Annotated in this window: 22 protein-coding genes and 1 pseudogene; 8 read left to right on the forward strand and 15 right to left on the reverse strand. The window is 64.5% G+C overall.

Annotated features, from left to right (window positions below; all coding sequences use genetic code 11):
- Nucleotides 1-113 precede the first annotated feature (113 nt).
- The gene (locus BLW21_RS15495) at nucleotides 114-1,151 is read right to left on the reverse strand and encodes a 2-hydroxyacid dehydrogenase (protein WP_092741671.1); all 1,038 of its coding nucleotides are present in this window, start codon (nucleotides 1,149-1,151) and stop codon (nucleotides 114-116) included.
- A 206-nt stretch (nucleotides 1,152-1,357) separates the two neighbouring features.
- Here BLW21_RS15495 and BLW21_RS15500 point away from each other — a divergent pair, with 206 nt between their 5' ends.
- The 7 genes from BLW21_RS15500 (at nucleotide 1,358) to BLW21_RS15525 (ending at nucleotide 9,417) form a co-directional block, all read left to right on the forward strand.
- Nucleotides 1,358-2,182: a universal stress protein gene (locus BLW21_RS15500; RefSeq protein ID WP_092741673.1), complete on the forward strand. Its 825-nt coding sequence runs from the start codon at nucleotides 1,358-1,360 to the stop codon at nucleotides 2,180-2,182.
- A 164-nt stretch (nucleotides 2,183-2,346) separates the two neighbouring features.
- A complete protein-coding gene (locus tag BLW21_RS15505) occupies nucleotides 2,347-3,111 on the forward strand; it encodes an SDR family NAD(P)-dependent oxidoreductase (RefSeq protein WP_092741675.1) in 765 nt (254 codons plus the stop codon).
- A 124-nt stretch (nucleotides 3,112-3,235) separates the two neighbouring features.
- Nucleotides 3,236-5,872 (forward strand): cation-translocating P-type ATPase, encoded by a 2,637-nt coding sequence (locus BLW21_RS15510; RefSeq protein WP_092741677.1) that lies wholly within the window; start codon nucleotides 3,236-3,238, stop codon nucleotides 5,870-5,872.
- 40 nt (nucleotides 5,873-5,912) lie between these two features.
- Nucleotides 5,913-7,235, forward strand: coding sequence for a Na+/H+ antiporter NhaA (nhaA, locus tag BLW21_RS15515; protein WP_092741679.1), 1,323 nt, complete (start codon nucleotides 5,913-5,915; stop codon nucleotides 7,233-7,235).
- Nucleotides 7,236-7,358: 123 nt separating this feature from the next.
- Nucleotides 7,359-9,023: a sensor histidine kinase gene (locus BLW21_RS15520; RefSeq protein WP_092741681.1), complete on the forward strand. Its 1,665-nt coding sequence runs from the start codon at nucleotides 7,359-7,361 to the stop codon at nucleotides 9,021-9,023.
- Between the two features lie 38 nt (nucleotides 9,024-9,061).
- Complete coding sequence (locus BLW21_RS21235) at nucleotides 9,062-9,271, forward strand: response regulator (RefSeq protein WP_139255242.1); 210 nt, start codon at nucleotides 9,062-9,064, stop codon at nucleotides 9,269-9,271.
- Nucleotides 9,262-9,417, forward strand: coding sequence for a response regulator (locus BLW21_RS15525; RefSeq protein ID WP_175470998.1), 156 nt, complete (start codon nucleotides 9,262-9,264; stop codon nucleotides 9,415-9,417). Before BLW21_RS21235 ends, BLW21_RS15525 begins: the two co-directional genes overlap by 10 nt.
- A gap of 108 nt (nucleotides 9,418-9,525) precedes the next feature.
- Here BLW21_RS15525 and BLW21_RS15530 read toward each other — a convergent pair whose 3' ends face one another.
- From BLW21_RS15530 to BLW21_RS15560, 11 genes and pseudogenes are all read right to left on the reverse strand, one after another.
- A complete protein-coding gene (locus BLW21_RS15530; RefSeq protein ID WP_092741685.1) occupies nucleotides 9,526-9,726 on the reverse strand; it encodes a hypothetical protein in 201 nt (66 codons plus the stop codon).
- 3 nt (nucleotides 9,727-9,729) lie between these two features.
- Nucleotides 9,730-10,179, reverse strand: coding sequence for a chemotaxis protein CheB (locus BLW21_RS15535; protein ID WP_092741687.1), 450 nt, complete (start codon nucleotides 10,177-10,179; stop codon nucleotides 9,730-9,732).
- A 60-nt stretch (nucleotides 10,180-10,239) separates the two neighbouring features.
- Nucleotides 10,240-10,389: a hypothetical protein gene (locus BLW21_RS22070; protein ID WP_317040240.1), complete on the reverse strand. Its 150-nt coding sequence runs from the start codon at nucleotides 10,387-10,389 to the stop codon at nucleotides 10,240-10,242.
- 18 nt (nucleotides 10,390-10,407) lie between these two features.
- Nucleotides 10,408-10,461: pseudogene (locus BLW21_RS22075) on the reverse strand (hypothetical protein); the annotation flags it as partial.
- Nucleotides 10,458-11,006, reverse strand: coding sequence for a fatty acid desaturase family protein (locus tag BLW21_RS22080; RefSeq protein WP_317040238.1), 549 nt, complete (start codon nucleotides 11,004-11,006; stop codon nucleotides 10,458-10,460). The gene BLW21_RS22080 and the pseudogene BLW21_RS22075, both read right to left, overlap by 4 nt.
- A complete protein-coding gene (locus tag BLW21_RS22085; RefSeq protein WP_317040239.1) occupies nucleotides 10,934-11,155 on the reverse strand; it encodes a fatty acid desaturase in 222 nt (73 codons plus the stop codon). The genes BLW21_RS22080 and BLW21_RS22085 overlap by 73 nt, the downstream gene beginning before the upstream one ends.
- 22 nt (nucleotides 11,156-11,177) lie before the next feature.
- The gene (locus BLW21_RS22090; RefSeq protein ID WP_317040241.1) at nucleotides 11,178-11,357 is read right to left on the reverse strand and encodes a hypothetical protein; all 180 of its coding nucleotides are present in this window, start codon (nucleotides 11,355-11,357) and stop codon (nucleotides 11,178-11,180) included.
- 593 nt (nucleotides 11,358-11,950) lie between these two features.
- Complete coding sequence (locus BLW21_RS15545) at nucleotides 11,951-12,304, reverse strand: phosphoribosylpyrophosphate synthetase (protein WP_245711920.1); 354 nt, start codon at nucleotides 12,302-12,304, stop codon at nucleotides 11,951-11,953.
- 446 nt (nucleotides 12,305-12,750) lie between these two features.
- Nucleotides 12,751-13,929, reverse strand: a complete 1,179-nt coding sequence (locus BLW21_RS15550) for a baeRF3 domain-containing protein (RefSeq protein WP_175470999.1) — start codon at nucleotides 13,927-13,929, stop codon at nucleotides 12,751-12,753.
- Nucleotides 13,930-14,271: 342 nt separating this feature from the next.
- Nucleotides 14,272-15,330 (reverse strand): response regulator, encoded by a 1,059-nt coding sequence (locus tag BLW21_RS15555; RefSeq protein WP_092741691.1) that lies wholly within the window; start codon nucleotides 15,328-15,330, stop codon nucleotides 14,272-14,274.
- 78 nt (nucleotides 15,331-15,408) lie between these two features.
- Nucleotides 15,409-17,013, reverse strand: a complete 1,605-nt coding sequence (locus BLW21_RS15560) for a sensor histidine kinase (RefSeq protein ID WP_092741853.1) — start codon at nucleotides 17,011-17,013, stop codon at nucleotides 15,409-15,411.
- 202 nt (nucleotides 17,014-17,215) lie between these two features.
- Here BLW21_RS15560 and BLW21_RS15565 point away from each other — a divergent pair, with 202 nt between their 5' ends.
- Nucleotides 17,216-17,566, forward strand: a complete 351-nt coding sequence (locus BLW21_RS15565) for a thioredoxin family protein (protein ID WP_092741693.1) — start codon at nucleotides 17,216-17,218, stop codon at nucleotides 17,564-17,566.
- Between the two features lie 202 nt (nucleotides 17,567-17,768).
- Here the strand turns inward: BLW21_RS15565 and BLW21_RS15570 are convergent, their stop codons facing one another.
- The 3 genes from BLW21_RS15570 to BLW21_RS15580 form a co-directional block, all read right to left on the reverse strand.
- Nucleotides 17,769-19,400 carry a SulP family inorganic anion transporter gene (locus tag BLW21_RS15570; RefSeq protein ID WP_092741694.1) on the reverse strand — a complete coding sequence of 544 codons (1,632 nt, stop codon included), beginning with the start codon at nucleotides 19,398-19,400 and terminating at the stop codon, nucleotides 17,769-17,771.
- A gap of 706 nt (nucleotides 19,401-20,106) precedes the next feature.
- Nucleotides 20,107-20,607, reverse strand: coding sequence for a DUF4199 domain-containing protein (locus BLW21_RS15575; protein ID WP_092741696.1), 501 nt, complete (start codon nucleotides 20,605-20,607; stop codon nucleotides 20,107-20,109).
- Between the two features lie 139 nt (nucleotides 20,608-20,746).
- Nucleotides 20,747-21,760, reverse strand: coding sequence for an MlaD family protein (locus BLW21_RS15580; RefSeq protein WP_175471000.1), 1,014 nt, complete (start codon nucleotides 21,758-21,760; stop codon nucleotides 20,747-20,749).
- Nucleotides 21,761-21,894: the final 134 nt, after the last annotated feature.

The following is a 21,894-nucleotide window of genomic DNA, read 5'->3' on the forward strand; positions in this document are numbered from 1 at the left end:
TAATCTGGCCCCCTCACGCACCCTTAACCGCCAGCAACTGCGCCGCTATGGCGAAAGGCACAAAAGTCTCACTTTGCATCCAGCTAAGCCGTGTTCAGGCCGTAGCGCAGGCCTCACCCGGCCGGCACTGCGGCAGCCATGGTGGGCCCCTCTGCTGATGGCAATAGCTCATTGGCCGTGGGTTGCCCGGCCAGCCAGCTGTCCAACGACTCGATGGTAGTTGTGGCAATGGATGTCAGCGCCTCATCGGTCAGAAAGCCCTGATGGCCGGTAACCAGCACGTTGGGCTGGGCCAGCAGCTGGGCCAGCAGTGCATCGGGCAGCAGCTCCTGCGAGTGGTCGTTGAAAAACAGGCCTTTTTCGTGCTCATACACGTCGAGGCCCAAGTAGCCCAACTGACCCGATTCCAGTGCCGCCAGGGCCGCCTTGGTATCGAGCAGCGCACCGCGGGCCGTGTTGATGAGCATGGCGCCGGGCTTGAGGCGGGCCAGCCGGGCCTGGTCGAACAGGTGCCGGGTAATGGGCGTGAGCGGAGCGTGCAGGGAAACCACGTCGGATTGGGCGCACAGCTCGTCGAGCGGCACGTACTGCAGCCCGTAGCACCGGGTCAGCTCGGCGTCGGGCTCGATATCGTAGCCTAGCAGGCGGCAGCCGAAACCGTGCAATAGGCCCGCCAGCGTGCCGCCGATGGTGCCGCAGCCCACGATGCCCACCGTTTTGCCGTGCAAATCGAAGCCGATGAGGTGGTCGAGCCGGAAGTCGCCGCGGCGCAGCTGGGTGTCGGCCTGGCGCAGGTGTCGGTTGAGGGCCAGCATCAGGGCCAGCGCGTGCTCGGCAATGGCGAAGGGCGAGTAATGGGGCACGGTGGCCACGCGCAGGCCCAGCCGATGGGCGGCGGCCGAGTCCACGTTGTCGTGGCCGGCGGCGCGCACCAGCAGGTAGCGCACGCCCAGGGCCTGCAGTTTTTCGAGCACCGGCGCCGAGGCATCATCGTTGACAAAAACTGCCACCGCCGTGCTGCCAGCGGCCTGCGCGGCAGTGTCCGGGGTCAGGGCCACATTGAGGAAATTAAACGAATACCGGCCCTGCGCGGCGGCGCTGAGGTAGGGACGCTCGAAGGGATAAGCGCTGAATACGGTGATGGTGGTCATGGCAGGAAGGGCGGTATTGAGTAAGGGCGTGGTCTGCGGGGAGCTGCCGGACTCGCCTGGGCAGAGCAGCAGTAGCCCGACCGTACAAGAATACGCTGCCCGCCTGACCGGTCCGTTGATGAAAGTCATGCCCACCGTCTGACATTGCGCATGGCGCTGGCCCGCGGCCATTCGGTTCTTTGTCGGAGCCACCTCACCCGCCGCTCATGAGCCCTTCGCTGCTGATTCTGACCGATTTTTTCCGCGCCGCCAACGACGCGCTCGACTACGCTACCAACCTGGCCGTACCGCTTGGCGCGCGCTTGGTGTTGCTGCACGTGCGCCGCGACTCCATCCTCGACCCGGAGATGTTCACTGGTGAGCTGTCGGACCTGAGCAAGGAAGCCACGAAACTGGCCCTGAGCCGGGTGGCCGATGATTTGGCCGTGCCGGTGGTAGTCGAAATCGGGCACGGCCGCGTGGCCTTTGCCGTGGCCGATGCCGTGAGCCGGCACCACCCGCTGCTGGTGGTGCTGGGCCGGCCCGACTACTCGGCCACGCCCGGCGAGCTGGTGCAGACTACCGCCCTCGATATCCTGCGCACCGCTCCTTACCCCATGCTGATTGTGCCCCACACAGTGGCCAGCAACGCCGTGCCCCGTCGCATCCTGCTGGCCCTCGATGGGGAAGACTTCACGCTGGGGCCGCACGCCGGGGCCATACGCCAGCTGCTGCGCACACTGAGCGCGGAGCTAACGGTGCTGCACGTGCTTAGTGACCCGACTGACCCCACCCGGGAAGATGAAGTGCTGGAATCGGTGCGGCGCACGGGCCTGAGCGTTGATTTGCCGGGTCCGCTACGCTTCCGCAGTACGGTGGCCGGCCGGCCGGCCGAGGGTATTCTGCACGCTGCCCAGGCCGCCGACACCGACCTGGTGATTGTGCTGGCCCGGCCCCGCAGCTTCTGGAAGCAGCTGTTCAGCAAGAGCGTAACGGCCCAGGTGCTGCTGCGCAGTACGGTGCCCGTGCTGGTGCTGCCCACCCTGGCCTGACGAGGACCAACCGCTGCGCTGGCCCCTCGGCGGAACCTACCAGGGCGTGGCAATCGGTTCCGCTGGCACCTGCTTTAAACGAGTCGGCTATGGCTGGCCGGCCGAACCGTCTGGCCGGCCAGTTCGGTCCATACAAATCTTCTCACTTTGAAAAACCCGTAGCTATGAATAATGCCAGCAACAACGATTTGCAAGGAAAAACAGCCCTGGTTACTGGCGGCGCCTCAGGCATTGGCAAGGCCGTGGCCCTGCTTTATGGGCAGTACGGGGCCAAGGTCATGGTTTCCGACATCGATGAGGAGCAGGGCCGGCAGGTGGCGGCCGAGATTGAGGCCGCTGGCGGTCAGGCCCGGTTTTTCCGGGCCGACGTGGGCGACCCGGCCCAGTGCCGGCAGCTGGTGCAGGAAACCGTGGGCGCGTTTGGTACCCTTGACGTGGCCTGCAACAATGCCGGTATCACCGGCGAAATGAGCCTGACGGCCGATATGTCGCTTGAAGGCTGGCAGCAGATTATCAACGTGAACCTGAACAGCGTGTTTTTCTGCTTAAAATACGAACTGGAAGTAATGCTGAAGCAGGGCAGGGGCTCAATAATTAACATGTCGTCCATTCTGGGAACAGTAGGCACGCCCACGCTGGCGGGCTACGTTACGGCTAAGCACGGCGTGGTGGGCCTAACCAAAACGGCCGCCATTGAGTACGCCGCGCACGGCATCCGCATCAACGCCGTGGGCCCGGCCTATATCGACACCCCGCTGCTGAGCGCCTTTTCGGCCGAAACCAAGGCCGAGCTGGTGGCCCTGCACCCCATTGGCCGGCTGGGCCGGGCCGAGGAAGTGGCCGAGCTGGTTATCTGGCTCAGCTCCGACCGGGCCTCGTTCGTGACCGGCTCTTACCATCCGATCGATGGGGCTTACCTGGCCCGTTGAGGCCGTATTTCTGCGGAGGCACCCCGGCGCTGGTGAGCCGGAACCCGCCTGAACTTCAGGAGGGGCAGCGCCGATGGCTACCCGCCGCCAGGAGGCTGTCAACCTGGCCAAATCAACCAACTAAATGAACTATCACCTAACCCCCGTGGCCGACGTAGCCGCCGCGCTCGGCACTTCACCTGAAGGCCTCGACGCGGCCACGGCCCGGCAGCGCCTGGCCGAGCACGGCCCCAACCAACTGACCGAAGCGCGGCAGAAAACCGTCTGGCAGCTGCTGCTCAACCAGCTGGCCGACGTGATGATTCTGGTGCTGCTGGTCGCGGCCGGCGTATCGGTGCTCATTGGCGAGGCCCGGTCGGCTGGCGTTATTCTGGCCATTGTGGTGCTCAACGCCGCCATCGGGTTCTGGCAGGAATACCGGGCCGATAAGGCGATGGAGGCCCTGCAAAAAATGGCTGCCAGCCACGCCCAGGTGCTGCGCGACGGCCAGGCCCAACAGGTGCTGACGGCCGAGCTGGTGCCCGGCGACGTGGTGCTGCTCGAAGCCGGCCACGTGCTACCGGCCGACGTGCGCCTGCTGGAAGCCCACGCCCTGAAGGTGGATGAGTCGTCGCTGACCGGCGAGTCGGGCGATGCGGCGAAAACGGTGGATGCGCTGCCGCCCGGCGATTACCCGCTCGGCGACCGGCTCAACCTGGGCTACAAGGGCACGGCCATCACCAACGGCCGGGCCACGGCCTACGTGGTGGCCACCGGTATGGCCACCGAGCTGGGCAAGATTGCCGCCCTCATCCAGACCGAGGAAGTAGTGACGCCGTTGCAAAAGCGGCTGGGCACGCTGGGCAAGCGCTTGTCGGGGGCCGCGCTGGCGGTGGGCGGGTTGTTTTTTGCCGTGGGCTGGCTGCGGGGCGAGCCCTGGCAAGACCTGCTGCTGGTGTCGATTTCGCTGGCCATTGCGGCGCTGCCGGAGGCGCTGCCGGCGCTGGTTACCGTGTCGCTGGCGCTGGGCGCGGGCCGGCTCATGCAAAGCCACGCCCTCATCCGCAAGCTGCCGGCTGTCGAAACGCTGGGCTCGGTTACCTATATCTGCACCGACAAAACCGGCACGCTCACCCTCAACCAGATGACGGTGCAGGACCTCTACGAAGTGCCCGCCGTTGCGCTCGGCGGCCTGGCTGACCGTAACGCCCTGCTGACGGCCCTGGCCCTGAACACCGACGCCACCCTCAACCCTGACAACCAGTGGCTGGGCGACTCGACCGAAGTGGCCCTGGCCCGCCACGCCGAGGAGAAAGACTACGCCCGCCCCGCCCTGGAGGCGCAGTTTCCGCGCTTGGCCGAGCTGCCTTTCGACGCCGAGCGCCGCTGCATGAGCACCCTGCACCAAACCACGGCCGGGGTGCTGGTGCTCACTAAAGGCGCGGCCGGCGCGCTCTACAAGCAACTCACGGCCAGCCAGCAGGCCAGCCTGCCCGAGCTGAAGCGACGCGTGGATGCGCAGGCCGCCCAGGGCTACCGGGTGCTGGCCTACGGGGCCCGGCTGCTGCCCGAGCTACCCGCCGACCTCACCCCGGCCACCGTCGAAACCGACCTCACCTTCCTGGGTTTCGCCAGTCTGCTCGACCCGCCCCGCGAGGAAGCCCGCCAGGCCGTGGCCGAGTGCCAAACGGCCGGCATCATCCCCGTCATGATTACCGGCGACCACAAGCTCACGGCCCAGGCCATTGCCGGGCAGCTGGGCATTGTTTCTTCGGAAGAAGACTTAGTGCTCACCGGCTCCGAGCTGACGGCGCTGGACGAGCCGGGCTTCGCGGCCGTGGTGGAAAAAGTGCGGGTGTATGCCCGCGTCGACCCGGCCCAGAAGCTGCGCATCATCAGCGCCCTGCAAGCCAAAAACCAGTTCGTGGCCATGACGGGCGACGGGGTGAATGACGCGCCGGCCCTTAAAAACGCCGATATTGGCATTGCTATGGGCCTCAACGGCACCGAAGTAGCCAAAGAGGCGGCCGCCCTGATTCTGCTCGACGACGACTTCGCCACCATCGTGGAAGCCGTGCGGCACGGGCGGCGCATCTACGACAATATCCTCAAGTTTATCCGCTACATCCTGGCCGGCAGCGCGGGGGAAATCATTGCCCTGTTCTGCGCGCCGTTTTTTGGCCTGCCCACCCCACTGCTGGCCATTCATATTCTGTGGATTAACCTGATAACCGACGGCCTGCCCGGGCTGGCGCTGGCCTACGAGCCGTCGGAAAAAAACACCATGCAGCGCCCGCCCATCGACCCGCGCCAGACCGTTTTTGCCGATGGGCTGGGCTGGTTTATCTTGAGCGTTGGGGTGCTGGTGGGGGGGCTCACCATCGGCATGCAGGCCTGGGCCATTGCCCAGGGCCTGCCGCACTGGCAAACGATGGCCTTCACAGTGCTCTGCTTCAGTCAGCTAGGCCTGGCGCTGGCCATCCGCTCGCGCCGCGAATCTATTTTCAGTATCGGGCTGCTTTCCAATAAAGCCATGCTAGGGGCCGTGGCCCTGACGGTGGCGCTGCACCTGACCATACTCTACGTACCTTTCTGCAACGAGCTCTTTAGCACCCAGCCGCTTACCGCTGCTGAGCTGAGCCTGACCGTAGCCGTAGCCAGCGTGGTATTCGGGGTGGTTGAGGTACAGAAGTTCATCAGCCGGCGGCGGAGCGCGTCTCCAGTGTCGTCCATGCGGGCAGCAACAGTGGCCAAGGCTCCCGCGGCGGGCCACCCCAGTTAGGGTCCCGGTGGTTCCCTACTCATCTTCCCCATCCCATCCCATGCCTGCCCCCCGCTCCCTACGCCCCCTGACGCGGCCTTTCGTCCGGTTCTTCCGCCACGAGGCGGCCAGTGGCCTGCTGCTGCTGGCCAGTACGGCCCTGGCCCTGGTGCTGGCCAACACCAATTGGGGACTGGCCCGGTACTTCCCCGCCATCTGGAGTGAGCACCTGCGCATTACGGTGCATAACCTGGTGCTCGACCACACGCTGCTGCACTGGATAAACGACGGGCTGATGACCGTATTTTTCCTGCTCGTGGGCCTGGAAATAAAACGTGAGCTGCTTGATGGCGAACTGACCACGCTACGCCAGGCCGCCCTGCCGCTGGCCGGGGCCGCGGGGGGCATCGTGGTGCCGGCGCTGCTGTTCGCGGCCTTCAACTACGGCACGCCCACGGCCGGCGGCTGGGCCATCCCGATGGCTACCGATATTGCCTTCGCGCTGGCTGTGCTTCAACTGCTGGGCCCACGGGTGCCGCTGGGCCTCAAGGTGTTTCTCACGGCCCTGGCAATTGTCGACGACCTAGCGGCCGTGGTGGTGATTGCCGGCTTCTACACCAGCACGCTGCACCTGAACTACCTCTACCTGGCCCTGGGTACTTGGGGGCTGCTGCTGGCCTTCAACCGGCTGGGGCTGCACAACTTGTGGGCCTACCTGCCGCTGGGGCTGCTGCTCACCTTTTTCATGCTCGAATCGGGCATTCATACCACCCTGGCCGGGGTGCTGCTGGCAGTGGCCATCCCGTTCCGGGCTACTTATCCGCGCCGGGCCATGCTGCGCCACCTGCGCCAGCGCCTCAGCCGGCTGGGCAAAGCCACCCGGCAGCCCGCAGCCGACCCGCACGACATCAGCGCGGAGGTGGAGGTGCTGGGCAGCGGCAGCGGCTCGCCGGCACGCCGCCTCGAAAGCAAGCTGCACGCGGCCGTGGCCTTCGGAGTGATTCCGCTGTTTGCCTTCGCCAACAGTAGCCTGGTCATTGCGCCGGCCGCCTTGCGCGGGCTGCTCTCGCCGCTGGGCCTGGGCATTGTAGTGGGGCTGCTGGTGGGTAAGCCGCTGGGTATTGGCACGTTGGCCTGGCTGAGCGTGCGCCTGGGCTGGGCCGCGTTGCCGCCGGGCGTTACGTGGCGGCACATCTGGGGCGTAGGCATCCTGGCGGGCATCGGCTTCACTATGTCCATCTTCATCACCCTGCTGGCCCTGGGCCTGCACTCGCCCGCCACCGATACGGCCAAGCTGGCGGTGCTGCTGGCCTCGACTATCGCCAGCGGTCTGGGCTACTTGCTGTTGCGTAGTACGCTGGAACCGCCGCCGGCCGAGGCGTGACGCCCGCCGTCCCAGAACAGCATGGCGGCCAGGCCAGACCGTTGTTCTGCCCCGCAAGCGCCCGTTTATTGCTGCCTGTTTTCTCTTTTAAAGCGGCGCCCCCGCTAACCTTTGGTAGCTTTAATGTCCCATTCTACTGATTTGCCCATGCTTCCTGCCGCCGCCGCCCTTGCCTCTGATGCCGTACTGCTGCGGGAGTTGCTGGCCGTCTCGCTCACGGGCGTCATTCTCTATTCGCCCCGCTATAACCACACTCGCTCCGGCGAAATTGTTGACTTCACCTTCGAATACCTCAACCCCGCTGCCCAGCGCATGATGAGCATGCCCGAGGTGCCCACCGTAACGCACAACCAGCAATGGCCCCAAAGCATTGCCCACGGCACTTTTGCCTTCCACGTTGATGCCTACGAGTCCGGCGAGCCCCGGGAATTTAACATCAACTACCAGGCCGACGGCTACGACAACTACTACCGCCTGGCCGCCCGCCGCGCCGGAGCGGGCCTGCTGGTGAGCTTTACCGACACGGCTGACCAGCCCCGCTCACCAGTGGAAGAGGCCCTGCGCGAAAGCCAGGCCGCCGAGCAGGCCGCCCGCGCCGAGGCCGAAGCCCAGCGCCAGCGCTTCTACGAGGTCCTCATGCAGCTGCCCGCCTACGTGGCCGTTTACCACGGCCCCAACCACATTTACCAGCTCGTCAACCTGCCCTACCAGAGCCTGTTTCCGCACCGTTCCTTTATTGGCCGGCCCTTCCGCGAAGGCACGCCCGAGGCTAGCGAGTTGGGGGTAGTAGCCCTGTTTGACCGGGTGTACCAGACGGGCGAGCCCTACCACGCCCACGAGATGGAAGGCTGGTTTGACTTCCAGGGAAATGGCCAGCCCGAGCAGGTGTTTCTCAACTTCTACCTGCATCCGCTGCGCGACCCGCACGGCCGCATCGACGGGCTGCTGGACTTTTCCTACAACGTTACCGAGCAGGTGTGTGCCCGCCAGCAGGCCGAGCGGCTCAACCAGGAACTGGAAACCCGCGTGCAGCAGCGAACCGGGGAGCTGACAGCCAGTAACCAGGAGCTCACCCGCACCAACGTCGACCTCGACACGTTCATCTACACCGCCTCCCACGACCTGAAAACGCCGGTTTCCAACATCGAAGGGCTGCTACTGGCCCTACAGGAGGAGCTACCCGCTGAAGTCCGCCAAGCGGGCGTGGTGCAGCCCCTGCTCGACCACATGCAGGGAGCCGTGGAGCGGTTTCAGCTCACTATTGCCCAACTCACCGATGTGGCACGGCTTCAGGCGGCCCAGGCCCAACCCGCCGAAGTGGTGGACCTGGCCGTGCTAGTCGAAGACCTGCGCCTGGACCTGACTTCGCTGCTGGCCACCACCGGCACCCGGCTGACGCTCGACGTGGCGGCCTGCCCCCAGGTGTCGTTTGCCCCCCGGCACCTGCGCAGCATCGTGTACAACCTGCTTAGCAACGCCATCAAGTACTGCCACCCTGGCCGGCTGCCCCACGTGCAGCTACGCTGCCGCAGCACCGACGCGCTGGTGGTGCTGGAAGTGGAAGACAACGGTCTGGGCCTGACCCCGGACCAGCAGGGCCAGCTGTTCGGCCTGTTCCGCCGCCTGCACGACCATGTGGAGGGTTCCGGCCTGGGCCTGTACATGGTGAAGCGGCTCGTGGAAAACACCGGCGGCACCATCGGCGTGCAAAGCCAGGCCGGCGCGGGCTCTACGTTTACCGTCACGCTGCCCCGCGCAGGCCACGCCGGTACAGCCCCGGCCGGATAAGAGCTACTTTCCCGGTTTCCGCCGTTCTTCCCACTCCTATGCGCAAGCTTTGCCGTATCCTGTTGGTCGATGACGACGAGACGACCAATTTCCTCAATGCCCACCTGCTCCAAAGCCCCGGCGTGACCGACCATGTGCTGGTAGCTCGCAACGGCCAGCAGGCGCTTTCCTTGCTGGCCCAGCACTGCCCCACGCCCCCCGCGGCTACTGCCCGGTGCTGGTGCTGCTCGATATCAGCATGCCCGTGATGGGGGGCATCGACTTTCTGGCCGCCTACCAGCCGGAGCCCCCCACGCCCCCCATGCAAGTGGTTGTCCTGACTTCTTCCGTGCACCCGCGCGACTTGGCGCGGCTGCAAGAGCTGCCCCATATTGGCCTGCTGCAAAAGCCCTGACGCGCGCGAAAATCAACCGGATACTGCAAGAGCACTTCCAGCGCCAGCTGCCGGCCCATGTTGCAATTGATGGAGTTGCGGGCCCCAATCCAGTCGCGGCTAATACTTCTACAGAAGCTTCCGCTGGGCGGCGGGCATGTGCGTTTTGGCCGGGGCCGGCTCCCGGGTCAAACGTACGAGCAAGGCTCCGAGCTGAGCCAGGGACACCACGAAGTCGGCCGTCACGAATTCGAGCGTACTGGTGGGCATGGCGGGGTCCTCGGCGTCGGCGGGGTCCTGCACGATGGCCAGCCTGCCCAGGCGTTGCACGCTCTACAGCCCGGAGGCACCGTCGTCGAGGTAGCCGGTGAGCAACACGCCTAGCACCCGGGGCCCGTAAGTGCAGGCCGCCGAGCGGAACAGCGCATCAATGGAGGGCCGGAGGCGGTTTTCCTTGGAACCGCGCGTCACCAGCACCCGGTCGTCTTCCAGCAGCAAATGGTGGTCGGGCGGGGCCAGGTAGATGACGCCCGGACGCACTACTTCCCCGTTGTGCGGGTGCCGGGCGGGCAGCGCTGACACCGCGTTCAGCAGCTCGGGCATGAGGCTGGGCAAATTCGGCGCCACATGTAGCACTATGAAAATGGGGGCCGCAAAATCCGCCGGAAGTGTTTTGGCCAGCGCCAGCAGCGCCAGCAGCGCCAGCACGCCTCCAGCCGACGCCCCGAGGACAACAATATCCCGACGGAGCCGGCCAATTTGGGGGGAGGAGGGAGTTGCCATAGCAACCGAGTATAGAAAGGCGCAGACAGTACCTGCATTTATGGAAAACCTGAGCCGCACCTACGCGTGCACCGCCAGTCGCCGCGCCGGCTTTGCGGCCACGGGCGGGCTGCTTAGGCGGCGCAGCAGGCGGTAGTGCGAGCGGAGAGCGGCCCCAAAGGTGGGATTTTCCAGGTAGGGCAACCCGAACTCGCGGGCCGTTTGGCGCACGATGGGGGCCAGGGCCGGGTAATGTATGTGGCAGACGCGGGGAAACAGGTGGTGCTCAATCTGGCGGTTCAGCCCCCCGCAAAAAAAAGCTGGCCGGCCCGCTGTGGGGCGCGAAGTTGGCCGTCGTTTGCAACTGGTGTACGGCCCCACGCCTCCTGCATCGCGCCGCTGCCGTCGGGGGCCGGGAAGCTGGTGCCCTCCACCACGTGCGCGGGCTGAAAAACCAGGCCCATCACCACGCCCTCTACCAGGTGCAGCACCACAAAGCCGAGCAGCACCTGGCCCCAAGGCAGCGGCACTACTAGTAAGGGCAGGGCAATGAAGAACAGGTAGTACAGGGCCTTGTAGAAGAACAGGTTGAAATACTCGCGGCGCGGGTGCCGAGCCGCGTGCTGCCCAATTTTGGCCTGGAAGAACTTCACGTAGTCCTTGCGGAAAATCCACGACAGCGACGCCAGCCCGTAGAGCGGGAAGGCGTACAGGTGCTGGAAGCGCTGCCACGGCCGCCACGCGTCGTCGGGCGCCAGGCGAATCAGGCCCGGAGCTACCTCAATGTCCTCGTCGTGGCCGGGAATGTTGGTGTAGTGTGGTGCACCACGTTGTGGGTCAGGTTCCACACGTAAGGGTTGGCCCCTACCAGGTTGAACAGCAGGCTGAATACCCGGTTAACCCGCTTATTGGCCGAGAAGGACCCGTGGAGAGCATCGTGGCAGATATTAAAGCCGATGCCGGCATTGCACGCGCCCAGCAGCCCGGCCAGTACCAGCCGGGTGCCCGGCCCGACCGGGCTAAACGAAACGGCCGTAAAGGACCACGAAACTCGCCAGAAAGAAGCTCGTTTTGGCCCATATGCGCCCGTTGGCGTGCCGCGAAAGCTGCCGCGACTCGAAATAAGCGTCCACCCGCTGGCGCAGGGTGGCGTAAAAAGTAGCGCCGGTGGTGGCGGAGTATCTGAGGGCGGTAGACATGGGGGCCTTTGGGTTAGCGTAACTGCTCGCGCTTGCTGGCGCTCCAACCGGCACTCGCCGCTGAAGCATTCGGGTGGCGGGCGGGCGGCTGGCCCCGTGTTAGCATCTGTTGGCAGGCCCGCCAGGCACTGGGCTGGGTGCGCTCCTGCTCCAAATCAGATAGGGTATGCGTTTGACGTAATTACTTGTTATTGAAGGAAAAGGATAACGGATAACTCTTCAGCCGTTTAAATTGAACACCGTTGCCAGCGCCAAACTGTGCAAGCAGCGCTGCAGCACCGGATGCACCCGGCACAGCCGATGCCCGTTCCCCGGCTTCGCAGTACCCGCAGCTGCGAAACGAAGTGGCATACGCCCCGCGGGTGCGGCGCGGGCAGCCCCCGGCAGTCCACGGACAAGTGTGCCGGCGGGGTAACCAGCAGCGAAGCTAGCTCTCTGGCCGTTAAACCAGCCAGGTAAACGGGCACTGGCCCCGCGGCGGTAGTGGGCCGGGCTTCGGTAGCAGAGGAAGCTTCCACAGCAGAGGGCAGTGCCATACTAGGTCCTGGTGTTGCGGCCCTGGGGCCGGCTGGGCGGTGTGGCATGGGCCGGTTCTACTTTCCGGCGGTGGATTCAGTGGGCGAAGCGGGGAAGGCCGGGTTCTCGCGCAGGGCCTCAATCATCTCCGGGCTTAGGGCCTCGCTGGAAATGCCGTAGCCGTCCACCAGCGTGCCTTTCACGCCGTACCGCTCCGAGGAAATGGCGTAAATCACGGCCGCGTCGCCGGGGTCCGACATGCCCTCGAAGCGGTAGTGCTTATCTACCAGAAATTCCTCTGGGGAAATCCGCAGGGAATTTCCTTGACAGTATAGGCAGTCCTTTTGCAGATTGAGGTCGACGGTGTAACCTTTCTTTTGCAGGCGGTCCAACACTTCGGAAACGGTGGTCATGGTTGTCATGGTTGCCATATGAATGGGGTAATGAGGGTGAAACTGGGTTGCCGCGGGAGCGGCCACAACGGGGCGACGATTAGCGCTAAGCTGGGTTCCAAGCAATAGCTTTAGAAGCTGTTTGGATTAACTGGCTGTCGTTGCCTGAAACGGGCCTAACGGTGTAAGACCGACGGGTCAGGCTTATCGAAGTTCTGGTGGGGCGGCTGCGGAGGTGCGTCAGCGGCCGGAATGATGAGGCCTTGTCTGGGGAATAGCGGGTTAGCCCAAGCTTCCTGATTAGGGCTGACTTCAAAGGCGGCCGACGGGAGGCTATTGCCGGCCGCACTGCCCTGAAGGCGGGCTTCCTGGCGGGGCCGTATGGAATGACCGGCGCCGGGGATGCTGGTGGAATTCGACATGGCAGAAGGGCTTTGGGGCGTATCAGCCTGGATGAAAGCAACTGTAAGGACAGCCGGCCCGCGCTAATAGCGCAGCAGGGCCGTCAGGGGCACTGGGGCAGCGCGCGCCAGCAGCTGCGCGTCGTGGTCGAGCACGTACACCTCGCCGCCGTGGCGCAGCGTGAGCAGGGCCGCCTGGTCCAGCAGCGACGTATCGTCCTGCTGCGGCTGGGCGTGGATGGTGGTTGTCAGAGTGGTTTCGTCGAACTGGCCCCACACTTCCATATCGGCCCGCACGAACAGGGCCTGGACCCGGCCGGCGACGGCGGCTTGCAGCACCTGTTGGGTGTTGGGCGCTATTAGGCCGCTACCGCTGCCATTCTGGTACTCGGCCATGCGCTGCTGCTGGTTGTGGGCCAGCGCGCCGCCCAGCAGGCTGGTGGCCAGCGCGTGCAGCTCGGGGGCCGGAGTGTGGTCGAAATTACCCGTCAGCCCACCCTCGTGCAGGTGGGTATAGGAGTTCACTTCCCGGTAAATGGGCTGGAAGTAAGCCACCGAAGCCAGCAGCAGCGGCGCGGTTTGCGCGACCCCGAGTTGGGTGATTACCGCCGTGTCTAGCAGCCGGAAATAATTGGCCAGTACATGGTCTTTCTCCCGGCGCTTACTCACGGCATTGTCGCTGGCGTAGCCCGAAGTCAGGCCCCTGCCATCCGAGGCAGATTCCGGCTGCTCCGGCTCAAAGTCGTCGTCCTGGGTTATGTCGGCCAGTCCGGTCGGCAGTACGTTGGCCAAGTCGACGGGCGTAATGGTGGCGGCATCGGCCCGGTACAGCCGCGCTTCCTGCTTGCTGATTTGCAGCAGATAAAACTCGGCAAACGGCTGGGCGAACGGCAGCAGCGGCCCCAGCCAGAACCGGGAGCCCAGCCGGTGCGCGTCGGGCAGCGGTAGTGGGCTATGGAACAAGCCGAAGTAGTCGGGGTTGCGGAATACAGCCAGTCCGGCCTGCTGGTGGCGCCAAAACTCCGGGTCGGCCAGCAAATCTTCCAGCGGCTGCAGCAGGTCGGCAATGTCGTTGCTACGCAAGTCCTGGGCTTCCAGCGCCAGCCGGGCAGTTTGCACGTGGTTTTTGAAAGCTAGCCGGTCCTGCCCCTCGTTCACCGCCCGGCCCCGTTGGTGGGTCGGAATGAAAATCGAGAGTGAGTGGGGGTGAGCCTGCTCGGCCAGCGCCAGCAGGGTGGCCTTCCCGGCGTTCAGTAAGTTCATAGCGGTGGTTTTTGGTGGTGAGGGTGCGACGGGCTGCCCAACTGGGGCAATTATATCTAGCAAATAGCCAGCTACTTGACCTGCTGATTGGCTTACTCGAAAGTACGTCGACCCGGCCCTGGCTCATATGACAAAGCTCATCCTTGCGGGATGAGCTTTGTTAACTGCAGAACTTACACAATGCGGCTGTAGCGTGAAGCTTCTGCTTCGCTTATCGTTGCTGACTGCTAGCGGATTACGTTCTGCGATACGCGAAGCGGAAGCTTCGCGCTACAGCCGTTCTGCGTAAGTCCTACAACTGAACCATGAACCGCCGGGGCCCGCCACCTTGCCCCGCCCGGCCTACCAGTGCGCCTGGCGCAGCTTCTCGGGTTCCAGCACCCGAATGGTGTTGGGCGTCAGCTCCACCAGCCCGTCGTGCTTGAACTCGTTCAGGGTACGGCTCAGCGACTCGGGGGCCGTGCCCACCATGGCCGCCATGTCGTCGCGGGTGAACTGAATGCCCGCGTCGGCCGCCTCGGTGCCCGCCTGCTGCTCGTGCAGCTGCACCAGCGTGTCGGCCACGCGGCGGCGGATGGAGCTGTAGGCCAGGGCCAGCAGCAGTTCGGCCTGCCCGCTCACCTGGCCCGCCAGCAGCTGCACGAACTGCTGGCCCACGGCGGGGTTGCGCAGCAGCAGGGCCATAAAGTCGTCCTTCGGGATGTAGAGCAGCTCGGCCTCATCCACGGCAATGGCCGAGTCGCGGTGGGGCGTGTGTTGCAGTAGTGGCAGGTAGCCAAAAAACTCGCCGGGGCCGTGCAAACCCACTATCAGCTCCTTGCCGCCGGCGGTGGTTTTCACGGTTTTCACCCGGCCCGACTGCACGAAGTACAGCCGGATTGCCTCGTCGCCCTCCAGGTAAATATCCTGCTTGCGGCGAATCAGGTGGGCCTTGCGGTCCAGCGAGAGGCTGGCCAGGTCGCCGGTTTGCTGGGCCTCGTCGAGCAGCATATGCAGCTGCTCCCCATTGTGGTCGGGCGCGGGCCGCAGGTGCTGGAAGCGGCTAAGCCGGCCGCTGACGGCGCTGAGCAAATCCGCTTTTTCGAAGGGCTTACTCAGGTAGTCGTCGGCCCCCAGGGCCATGCCGCGTCGGCGGTCGGCCTGGTCGGTTTTGGCCGTGAGGAAGATGAACGGCACGCCGGTCAGCTGGGGGTGCTGGTTGAAAATCTGGAGTACGCCGTAGCCATCGAGCACGGGCATCATAATGTCGCACACCACCAGGTCGGGCCGGTTTTCCAGGGCCAGTTCTACGCCCAGCTCGCCGTTTTCGGCCGTTTGCACGGTGTAGCCGGCCAGCTCCAGCAGCTGGGCCGTGTTTTCGCGGATGATTTGGTGGTCTTCGATAAGCAGGATAAGGTCCATGGTAGGAAGGGGTTTAGATGTGGTGGCTGCTAGGCCCCATGAGGCGCACCACGAAGGGCGAAATGCTCCGCTCACCCCCTAATCGGGCACAGCAAGCGGCAGCGCGATGGTGACGGTAGTGCCCTGGCCGGGCGCGCTTTGCAGGTCTATGGTGCCGCCCATCAGCTCCAGGTACTTGACAATGATGTAGAGCCCCAACCCGGTGCCAGGTACGTTCAGTACGCTGGGAGCCCGGAAAAACTGCTCAAACAGGTGGGCCTGGTCTTCCAGGGAGATGCCCACGCCCTGGTCCTGCACCATGAGCGTCAGCTTCCGGCCCCGGCAGGCGGCCCGCACCATGACGACCGAGTTTTCACCGGAGTATTTGAGGGCGTTGGAGAGCAGGTTCATCAGAATTTTACGCAGCAGCGAGGCGTCCAGCCGCACCGGCACGGGGCAGTCGGTCTGCCAGTCGATGGTTTGGCCTGCTTTGAGCAGGCTCTGCATGTCGGCCACCGTGTCGCGCACTAGGTGGTCGAGATTGAGGTTGGCGGGGTGGGCCGCCAGCTTGCCTTCCTCGATGCGGCCCACCGACAAGAACTCTTCCAGGATGTTGTTCAGGTGCTGCACCGAAGTGCGGATGTGAGCCACGTACTTCAGGCGCTGGGTTTGCTGCTGGGCCTCGGGAAACTCCTCGATTAAATCGGCCGAGGTGAGCACGGCCGTGAGCGGGGTGCGGAACTCGTGCGAGGCGATGCTCACGAAGCGCGATTTGAGCTCGCCCAACTCCTGCTCGGCCCGCAAGGCCAGGGCCAGCTCGTCGCCGCGCTTTTCCAGCTGCTCCAGCGTGAGCAGCAACGCATTGGTGCGGGCCACTACTTTCTGCTCCAGCTCGGCGTTGAGGCGGGCCACGCGCTGGTGCTGGGTGTGCAGCTCCTGCTCGGCGGCCTGCTTGGCGCTCAGGTCCAGAATGTAGGCCACCACGTACAGCTCCTCATCAAGGTAGAAATAGCTCAGGCTGGCTTCTACCGGAAACACGGTGCCGTCGCGGCGCTGGCCCGAAAGCGGGCGACCGTGGCCCATATCGCGCACCTGGGGGTTGGCGTTGTAGGACGCGCGCAGCCCGGCGTGGTGGCGGCCGGCGGCATCGGGCACCAGCACCTCAATGGGCTGGCCCAGCAGCTCGGCCGGCGCGTAGCCAAACAGCTGCCCGGCCCGCGCGTTGGCCGACACCATGCGCCCCGGCCGGTCGCAGACGATGATGCCCAGCGTGGCGTTGGTAAACACGGCCTCGAAGCGGCGCACGCTGTGGGCCAGGGCCCGCTCGGCCCGTTGCAAACGGTTATGCTCGGCGATAGTAACCAGCAGCAGCGCCCGGCCATCTACTTCGAAATACGTCAGCCTCACGTAGGCCCGGAACGGCTCACCCACGTGACGGCAGATATCGGCTTCGAGCTCGTGGTGGCCTTCGCGTCGGGTTTGCTCACACAGCTGCTGCCATTGCGCGGGCGTCCAGGGCGGTACGCGCAGTGAGTGGTTGGGGTCGGCCAGAAAGGCGACTTCGGAAGGGTAGCCCAGCAGCCGCACCCCGGCCGGGTTGACATGCGTGAACCAGCCCAGCTGGAGGTCGTACACCCCCGCCATTTCGTCGGAGTGGGCGTAGAGTAACTCGGCTAGAACAGCAGTGTAAGCAACCGGAAGCATAAAGTTGGTAACGAGCTGACCGCGCGAAGGCCCCGAGGGGCAGCAGGGCCGCGCGGCCCCAATACGGCCGGACTTGACAAACATCAACCCCGCGCCCTGATATGCATCATACGGAGTAACAGGGGCTTCCGGTAAGTTTACTCGCACTTATTCTGTCGAGCTTACCTCTCCGCTACGGAGGAGCTACCTTTTCCCCCGGTTCATGTTCCCCTTTACCATTCTTCCGCTACTGCCCGCCCACCCGGCCATGCTGCTCGTGCTGCTGCCCACCGTGGGCCCCGGGGCCCTGGAGGCCACCCCGCTCGCGCGCTCGAATACCAATCAGTTGCTGCGAAATTTGCAGCTGGAGCTGGGCGCCGCCATTCGGGTGCTGAAGGTGGACGAGGGTACCCATCCCGCCGTGGTGCAGGCCTTCGACGGGCGGGGGGTACCCGCCTTCGTGCTACTGCGCGACGGCGAGGAGTTGTGGCGGCAGCAGGGCCTGCCCGAAGGCGAACCGATGGCCGCCCTACTGCTGAGCAAGCTGACGGAGGTGGTGCCGCCGGCCGTTTGAGTCGCCCTATACAGCACCCCACCCCCTAGCCCCCTCCCCTCCGGGAGAGGGGGAACTAGAGTCTAGACTCTTTCTCTAGATTTAGAAAACTAAGAGTTATTTCCCCCTCTCCCAGAGGGGAGGGGGCTAGGGGGTGGGGTGCTGTGGAGGGCGACGACGCAACGCAACCTAAGCACCTACCACGCGCTCGAATGATTTTGCCTTACTCGCGGTGCTGCTTCAGCCACTCGGTGCACTGTTGCATATCGGTGAACAGGTGGGCCTCGGGCACCAGGCCGGGCACCAGCTTGATGCCGCGTAGCATGTTGAGCGGCTGCTCGTGCACGCCGGTCAGCAGCACGCGGGCCCCTTTATTCTGCAAATCGAGCAGCACGTTTTCCAGGGCATACAGCCCCGACTGGTCCATGTAGGGCACCCGCTCCAGGCGGATGATGAGCGTGCGGGTGTCCTGGGCCAGGGCCGCCGCTAAGTCCTGGAAGCCGGCGGTAGCGCCAAAAAACAGCGGCCCGTACACATGCTTGATATAGACCTTATCGGGGTAGGTTTGGGTAAGCTCCAGCTCATCGTTCCAGGGCGTGTCCTCCAGGGCCGCCACCGACGTGTTGGCTTCCATCAGGTCGCCCGCTTTCTTCATAAACAGCACGCAGGCCAGCACCACACCCAGCCCGACCGCGTAAATCAGGTTGCCGAACACCGTCATGCCCAGCACCAGCACCAGCACCACGGCATCGGCGCGGGGCACGTGCCGCAGGTGCTTCAGGCCCTTGTAGTCGATAATGGCCAGCCCGACGGGAATAAGCAGGCCCGCCAGTACGCTCAGCGGGATGTAGGAGGCAAAACGCCCCAGCCCCAGCAGCACCGCCAGCAGAAACAGCCCGTGCACCACGCCCGAGAGCCGGGTGGTGCCGCCGGCGTTGATGTTGACCACGGTGCCCTTGGTAGCCCCCGCGCCCGGTACGCCGCCGAAAAGCGCGGCCACGGCGTTGCCAATGCCCTGCCCGATTAGCTCGCGCCGGCTGTCGTGCTTGGTTTTGGTGATGTTGTCGGCAATAACCGATGTGAGCAGCGAATCGATGGAGCCCAGCAAAGCCAGCGTCAGGCCGAACTCGATAATGATGGGGAAATGCTCGGGGGCGACGCTGAAAATGCGGCCGATTTGCAGGGCCGGGATGCCGGTGGGAATATCGCCGATGGTGGGGACCTGAAGGTTGGCGACGGTAGCAATGGCCACCCCGGCCAGCAGCGCCACCAGCACCGCCGGCACCGCTTTGGTAATGCGCGGGAAAAGGTAATAGATGCCGACCGTCGTGAGGCCCAGCAGCACGGCGCTCCAGTTGAGGCTGCCCAGCGGCTCGGCGATGCGGGTAAAGACCTGCAACGTCGTTTTGGGGGACGCGGACCCCAGAAACGGCCAGATTTGCAGCGCGACGATAATCAGGCCGACCCCACTCATAAAGCCCGAAACCACCGGATAAGGGAAGTACTTAACGTACTTGCCAACGCCCAGCAGCCCAAAAACAACCTGAAAAACGCCGCCCGCCAGGAAGGCCAGCAGGATGATGCCCAGGCCACCGGGCAGGCTGCCCGTGCGCTCGATGGCCAGCGCCACGATGGAGGCCGACACCACCGTCATGGGGCCGGTGGGGCCGGAGGCCTGGGTGGGCGTGCCGCCCAGCGCCGCGGCCAGCACCCCCAGCACAATGGCCCCGTAGAGCCCCGCCGCCGCCCCCATCCCCGACTGCACCCCGAAGGCCAGGGCCAGCGGCAGGGCAATAATGCCGGCGACCAGCCCGCCCGATAAATCGCCTTTTAGCGTAGAGGTGTCGTACTTCATAGGACTTGCTTGTGGTGGATGCTGCCGGGAAATGTTGGGCGTTCAGCGGCGCGTTGCCAGGCCGGCGCCGGCCTTCTGGCCTTAAGGTAGCACTGATTTTCTGCCAAACTCAACTATAACATTCTAAAAATCTTGCAATTAGCCTCGTGTCTTGGTGCAGCGCGTCACTTTCAGTGCTACGGCCGGACTGAGAACTACGGTTGAGCTATGTCCGCCCCTGGCCCCCTCGCCCCAGCCCAAGCGGCAGTGGAAGTCCGTGCGTAGTGAGGGCCATTGGCTGCCGCAGGGGGGGGCTGCCGCGAAGCCAGGCGCTGCCATATGGGGCAGAACTGCTATACTCATCGCGAAGTGGTTTGCAAAAGCCAGGCAGCTGTGCTAGTTGTAGAGACACAAAATGTTGTGTCTCTACACTGCTGTCACTATTTATTTCGCAACGAGTATCACCTCTAGGAAGAGGCCGGGGGTGAGGCGCCACGCCGGAGGACAACCTAACCACCCACCACCCGCTACTTCCGCAGCCGGGCGCTGTCGCGGGTCTGCCTGGCGGGCGGCTTCGCAGGCCGCCAGGCAGACCCGCTGCTACGCGATGGCACCGAGTTGTGGCGGCAGCAGGGCCTGCCCGAAAGTGCCCGCATGGCCGCCCAGTTGCTGCGCAAGCTGGCCAAAGCCGCCCCGCCCTAATCGGCTGCGAATGGCTGGCTGAAACTCAAGCGTTGCTGCTTTTGCCGTCGGTGGGCCGGGGATAGGGACCATTGGACATCATCAGGGTGTAGCCCGTCAGGCTGCCGAGCACCACCCCAAGCACGATAATGGAGCCGGCCAGCAGCGCCGAACCCAGCGCCTCACCAAAGTACGTCTGCTGACGCAGCTCGATGGCATAAGCCGAGCTGAACACGTTGGCGTACAAAAAAATAGCAGCAGCATACAGTGTCGAGCCCACCAGCCCCACCAGAAAGCCCACCCCCAGCCCAGGCAGGTAGGGAGCCGTTGCGGGCATTTGGACTTTGTATGCCCGGATGGCCAGAAAAGTCGCCAGCACCGTGAATGCGTGGCTGCCAAAGCGGGCCGCGTTGTAGCGTTGCAGCCCCAGGGCGGTGATGGCAAAAAAGTACAGCAGCATCAGGCCGAAAGCCAGCACGCCATAGCGAACCGCCAAACGACGGGCAGAAACGCGGGTGTTTTCGGTAAGCATAGTGGCATTTTTCATGACGGCGAGAATTTACGAGTGAAGAAACGGGGCCGGAAATGACCTTTTAGAAGGTAGCTACCGGGCAGTAGCACGCACTACCTTCTAGCTGAAAGCGGCCCGGTCCGACATTTGGGTTTTCGTGCACTTCCTGATTGGCTCACTCCCGCAGCCGGGCACTGTCGCGGGCCCGGCGGGCCGCTGCGCAGGCCGCCAGGCGGGCTTCCTCGCGGGCCTGGCGGCGGAAGTAACCGCGCAGCAGGAAGTTGTGTTGCAGGGCCGTCATGCTTTCGTTGAGCTTGGCCGTGCTCTGGGCCGTGTTGCGCAGGGTCTGGCGAAGCTGGCGGGCGGCAGTGGTATCGGTGAGCAGCGTCTGGACCGGGCCGCCGCCGCGTTGCAGCTGGCGTTGCAGGCCGTTGAGGGTAACGGCCAGCGTGTCGGAAGTGCCGGCCAGCTGCCGGGCGGCATGCCCGATTTGGTTGGCGAAGGCGTCGTCGGTGAGCAGGTAGCCCAGCGGCCCCTGGCCCCGGCGCACCCCAGCCGTAAGCTGGCGCACATCAGTTGCGGCGGCGGCGAGCTGGGCCGAGGCGGCGGCGGCGTTTTGCGCGCTCCGGCGTACGTCGGCCGGCAGCTGCTCGTTGCTGAGCAGCTGCCAGAGAGCCTCGCTGTTGTTGAGCTTGTCGGTTACCTGGCGCAGGCCGCTGGTGATGCCCACCAGGTTTTGGTTGGAGATGTTGAGCGTGGCCAGCATGGCGTCTAGGCTGGCCTGCTCGCTGGTGGGCAGCACGTCGCCCGCCTGCACGGCCGGGGCCGCACCGGGGCCGGCCGTGAGGTTGATGATGGTGTTGCCCACCAGCCCGTCGGTGCCGATGCTGGCCACCGCGTTGCGGCGCACGAAGCGCTGCACGTCCTGGTTGAGGTTCATCTGCACGCGCACCGTCGTGTCGTTGAGGATGGTGATGTCCTTCACTGTGCCCACCGTAATGCCGCCCAGCCGCACATTGTTGCCCTTCAGCAGGCCCGACACGTTGCGAAAATCGGCCTGCACCGGCACGCTGCTCTGAAACAGATTCTGCTGGCGACCCAGCAAGTAGAGGACCACCAGCAAGCAGCCCACTCCCACCACGACGAACAGGCCGAGGCGCACTTGATTGCTGGTGGAGTTATTCGGCATGGCGAAGGGGGATTGAAGGGGGGGATAGTAGAGGTAGCAGGATAAAAGAACGGTCATGCTGAGCGAAGCTGAGCAAAGGCGAAGCATCTCTACCGCAGTAGTAATCCTGTCGGCTAATTAGCACCACAACGAAG

Origin of the sequence: Hymenobacter psychrophilus (genome assembly GCF_900107135.1) — a bacterium.
GTDB lineage: Bacteria > Bacteroidota > Bacteroidia > Cytophagales > Hymenobacteraceae > Hymenobacter > Hymenobacter psychrophilus.

Coding starts and splice junctions, on each gene's coding strand:
- BLW21_RS15495 (WP_092741671.1), bottom strand. CDS start 1,151: ATGACCACCATCACCGTATTCAGCGCTTATCCCTTCGAGCGTCCCTAC.
- BLW21_RS15500 (WP_092741673.1), top strand. CDS start 1,358: ATGAGCCCTTCGCTGCTGATTCTGACCGATTTTTTCCGCGCCGCCAAC.
- BLW21_RS15505 (WP_092741675.1), top strand. CDS start 2,347: ATGAATAATGCCAGCAACAACGATTTGCAAGGAAAAACAGCCCTGGTT.
- BLW21_RS15510 (WP_092741677.1), top strand. CDS start 3,236: ATGAACTATCACCTAACCCCCGTGGCCGACGTAGCCGCCGCGCTCGGC.
- nhaA (WP_092741679.1), top strand. CDS start 5,913: ATGCCTGCCCCCCGCTCCCTACGCCCCCTGACGCGGCCTTTCGTCCGG.
- BLW21_RS15520 (WP_092741681.1), top strand. CDS start 7,359: ATGTCCCATTCTACTGATTTGCCCATGCTTCCTGCCGCCGCCGCCCTT.
- BLW21_RS21235 (WP_139255242.1), top strand. CDS start 9,062: ATGCGCAAGCTTTGCCGTATCCTGTTGGTCGATGACGACGAGACGACC.
- BLW21_RS15525 (WP_175470998.1), top strand. CDS start 9,262: ATGCCCGTGATGGGGGGCATCGACTTTCTGGCCGCCTACCAGCCGGAG.
- BLW21_RS15535 (WP_092741687.1), bottom strand. CDS start 10,179: ATGGCAACTCCCTCCTCCCCCCAAATTGGCCGGCTCCGTCGGGATATT.
- BLW21_RS22090 (WP_317040241.1), bottom strand. CDS start 11,357: ATGTCTACCGCCCTCAGATACTCCGCCACCACCGGCGCTACTTTTTAC.
- BLW21_RS15545 (WP_245711920.1), bottom strand. CDS start 12,304: ATGGCAACCATGACAACCATGACCACCGTTTCCGAAGTGTTGGACCGC.
- BLW21_RS15550 (WP_175470999.1), bottom strand. CDS start 13,929: ATGAACTTACTGAACGCCGGGAAGGCCACCCTGCTGGCGCTGGCCGAG.
- BLW21_RS15555 (WP_092741691.1), bottom strand. CDS start 15,330: ATGGACCTTATCCTGCTTATCGAAGACCACCAAATCATCCGCGAAAAC.
- BLW21_RS15560 (WP_092741853.1), bottom strand. CDS start 17,013: ATGCTTCCGGTTGCTTACACTGCTGTTCTAGCCGAGTTACTCTACGCC.
- BLW21_RS15565 (WP_092741693.1), top strand. CDS start 17,216: ATGTTCCCCTTTACCATTCTTCCGCTACTGCCCGCCCACCCGGCCATG.
- BLW21_RS15570 (WP_092741694.1), bottom strand. CDS start 19,400: ATGAAGTACGACACCTCTACGCTAAAAGGCGATTTATCGGGCGGGCTG.
- BLW21_RS15575 (WP_092741696.1), bottom strand. CDS start 20,607: ATGAAAAATGCCACTATGCTTACCGAAAACACCCGCGTTTCTGCCCGT.
- BLW21_RS15580 (WP_175471000.1), bottom strand. CDS start 21,760: ATGCCGAATAACTCCACCAGCAATCAAGTGCGCCTCGGCCTGTTCGTC.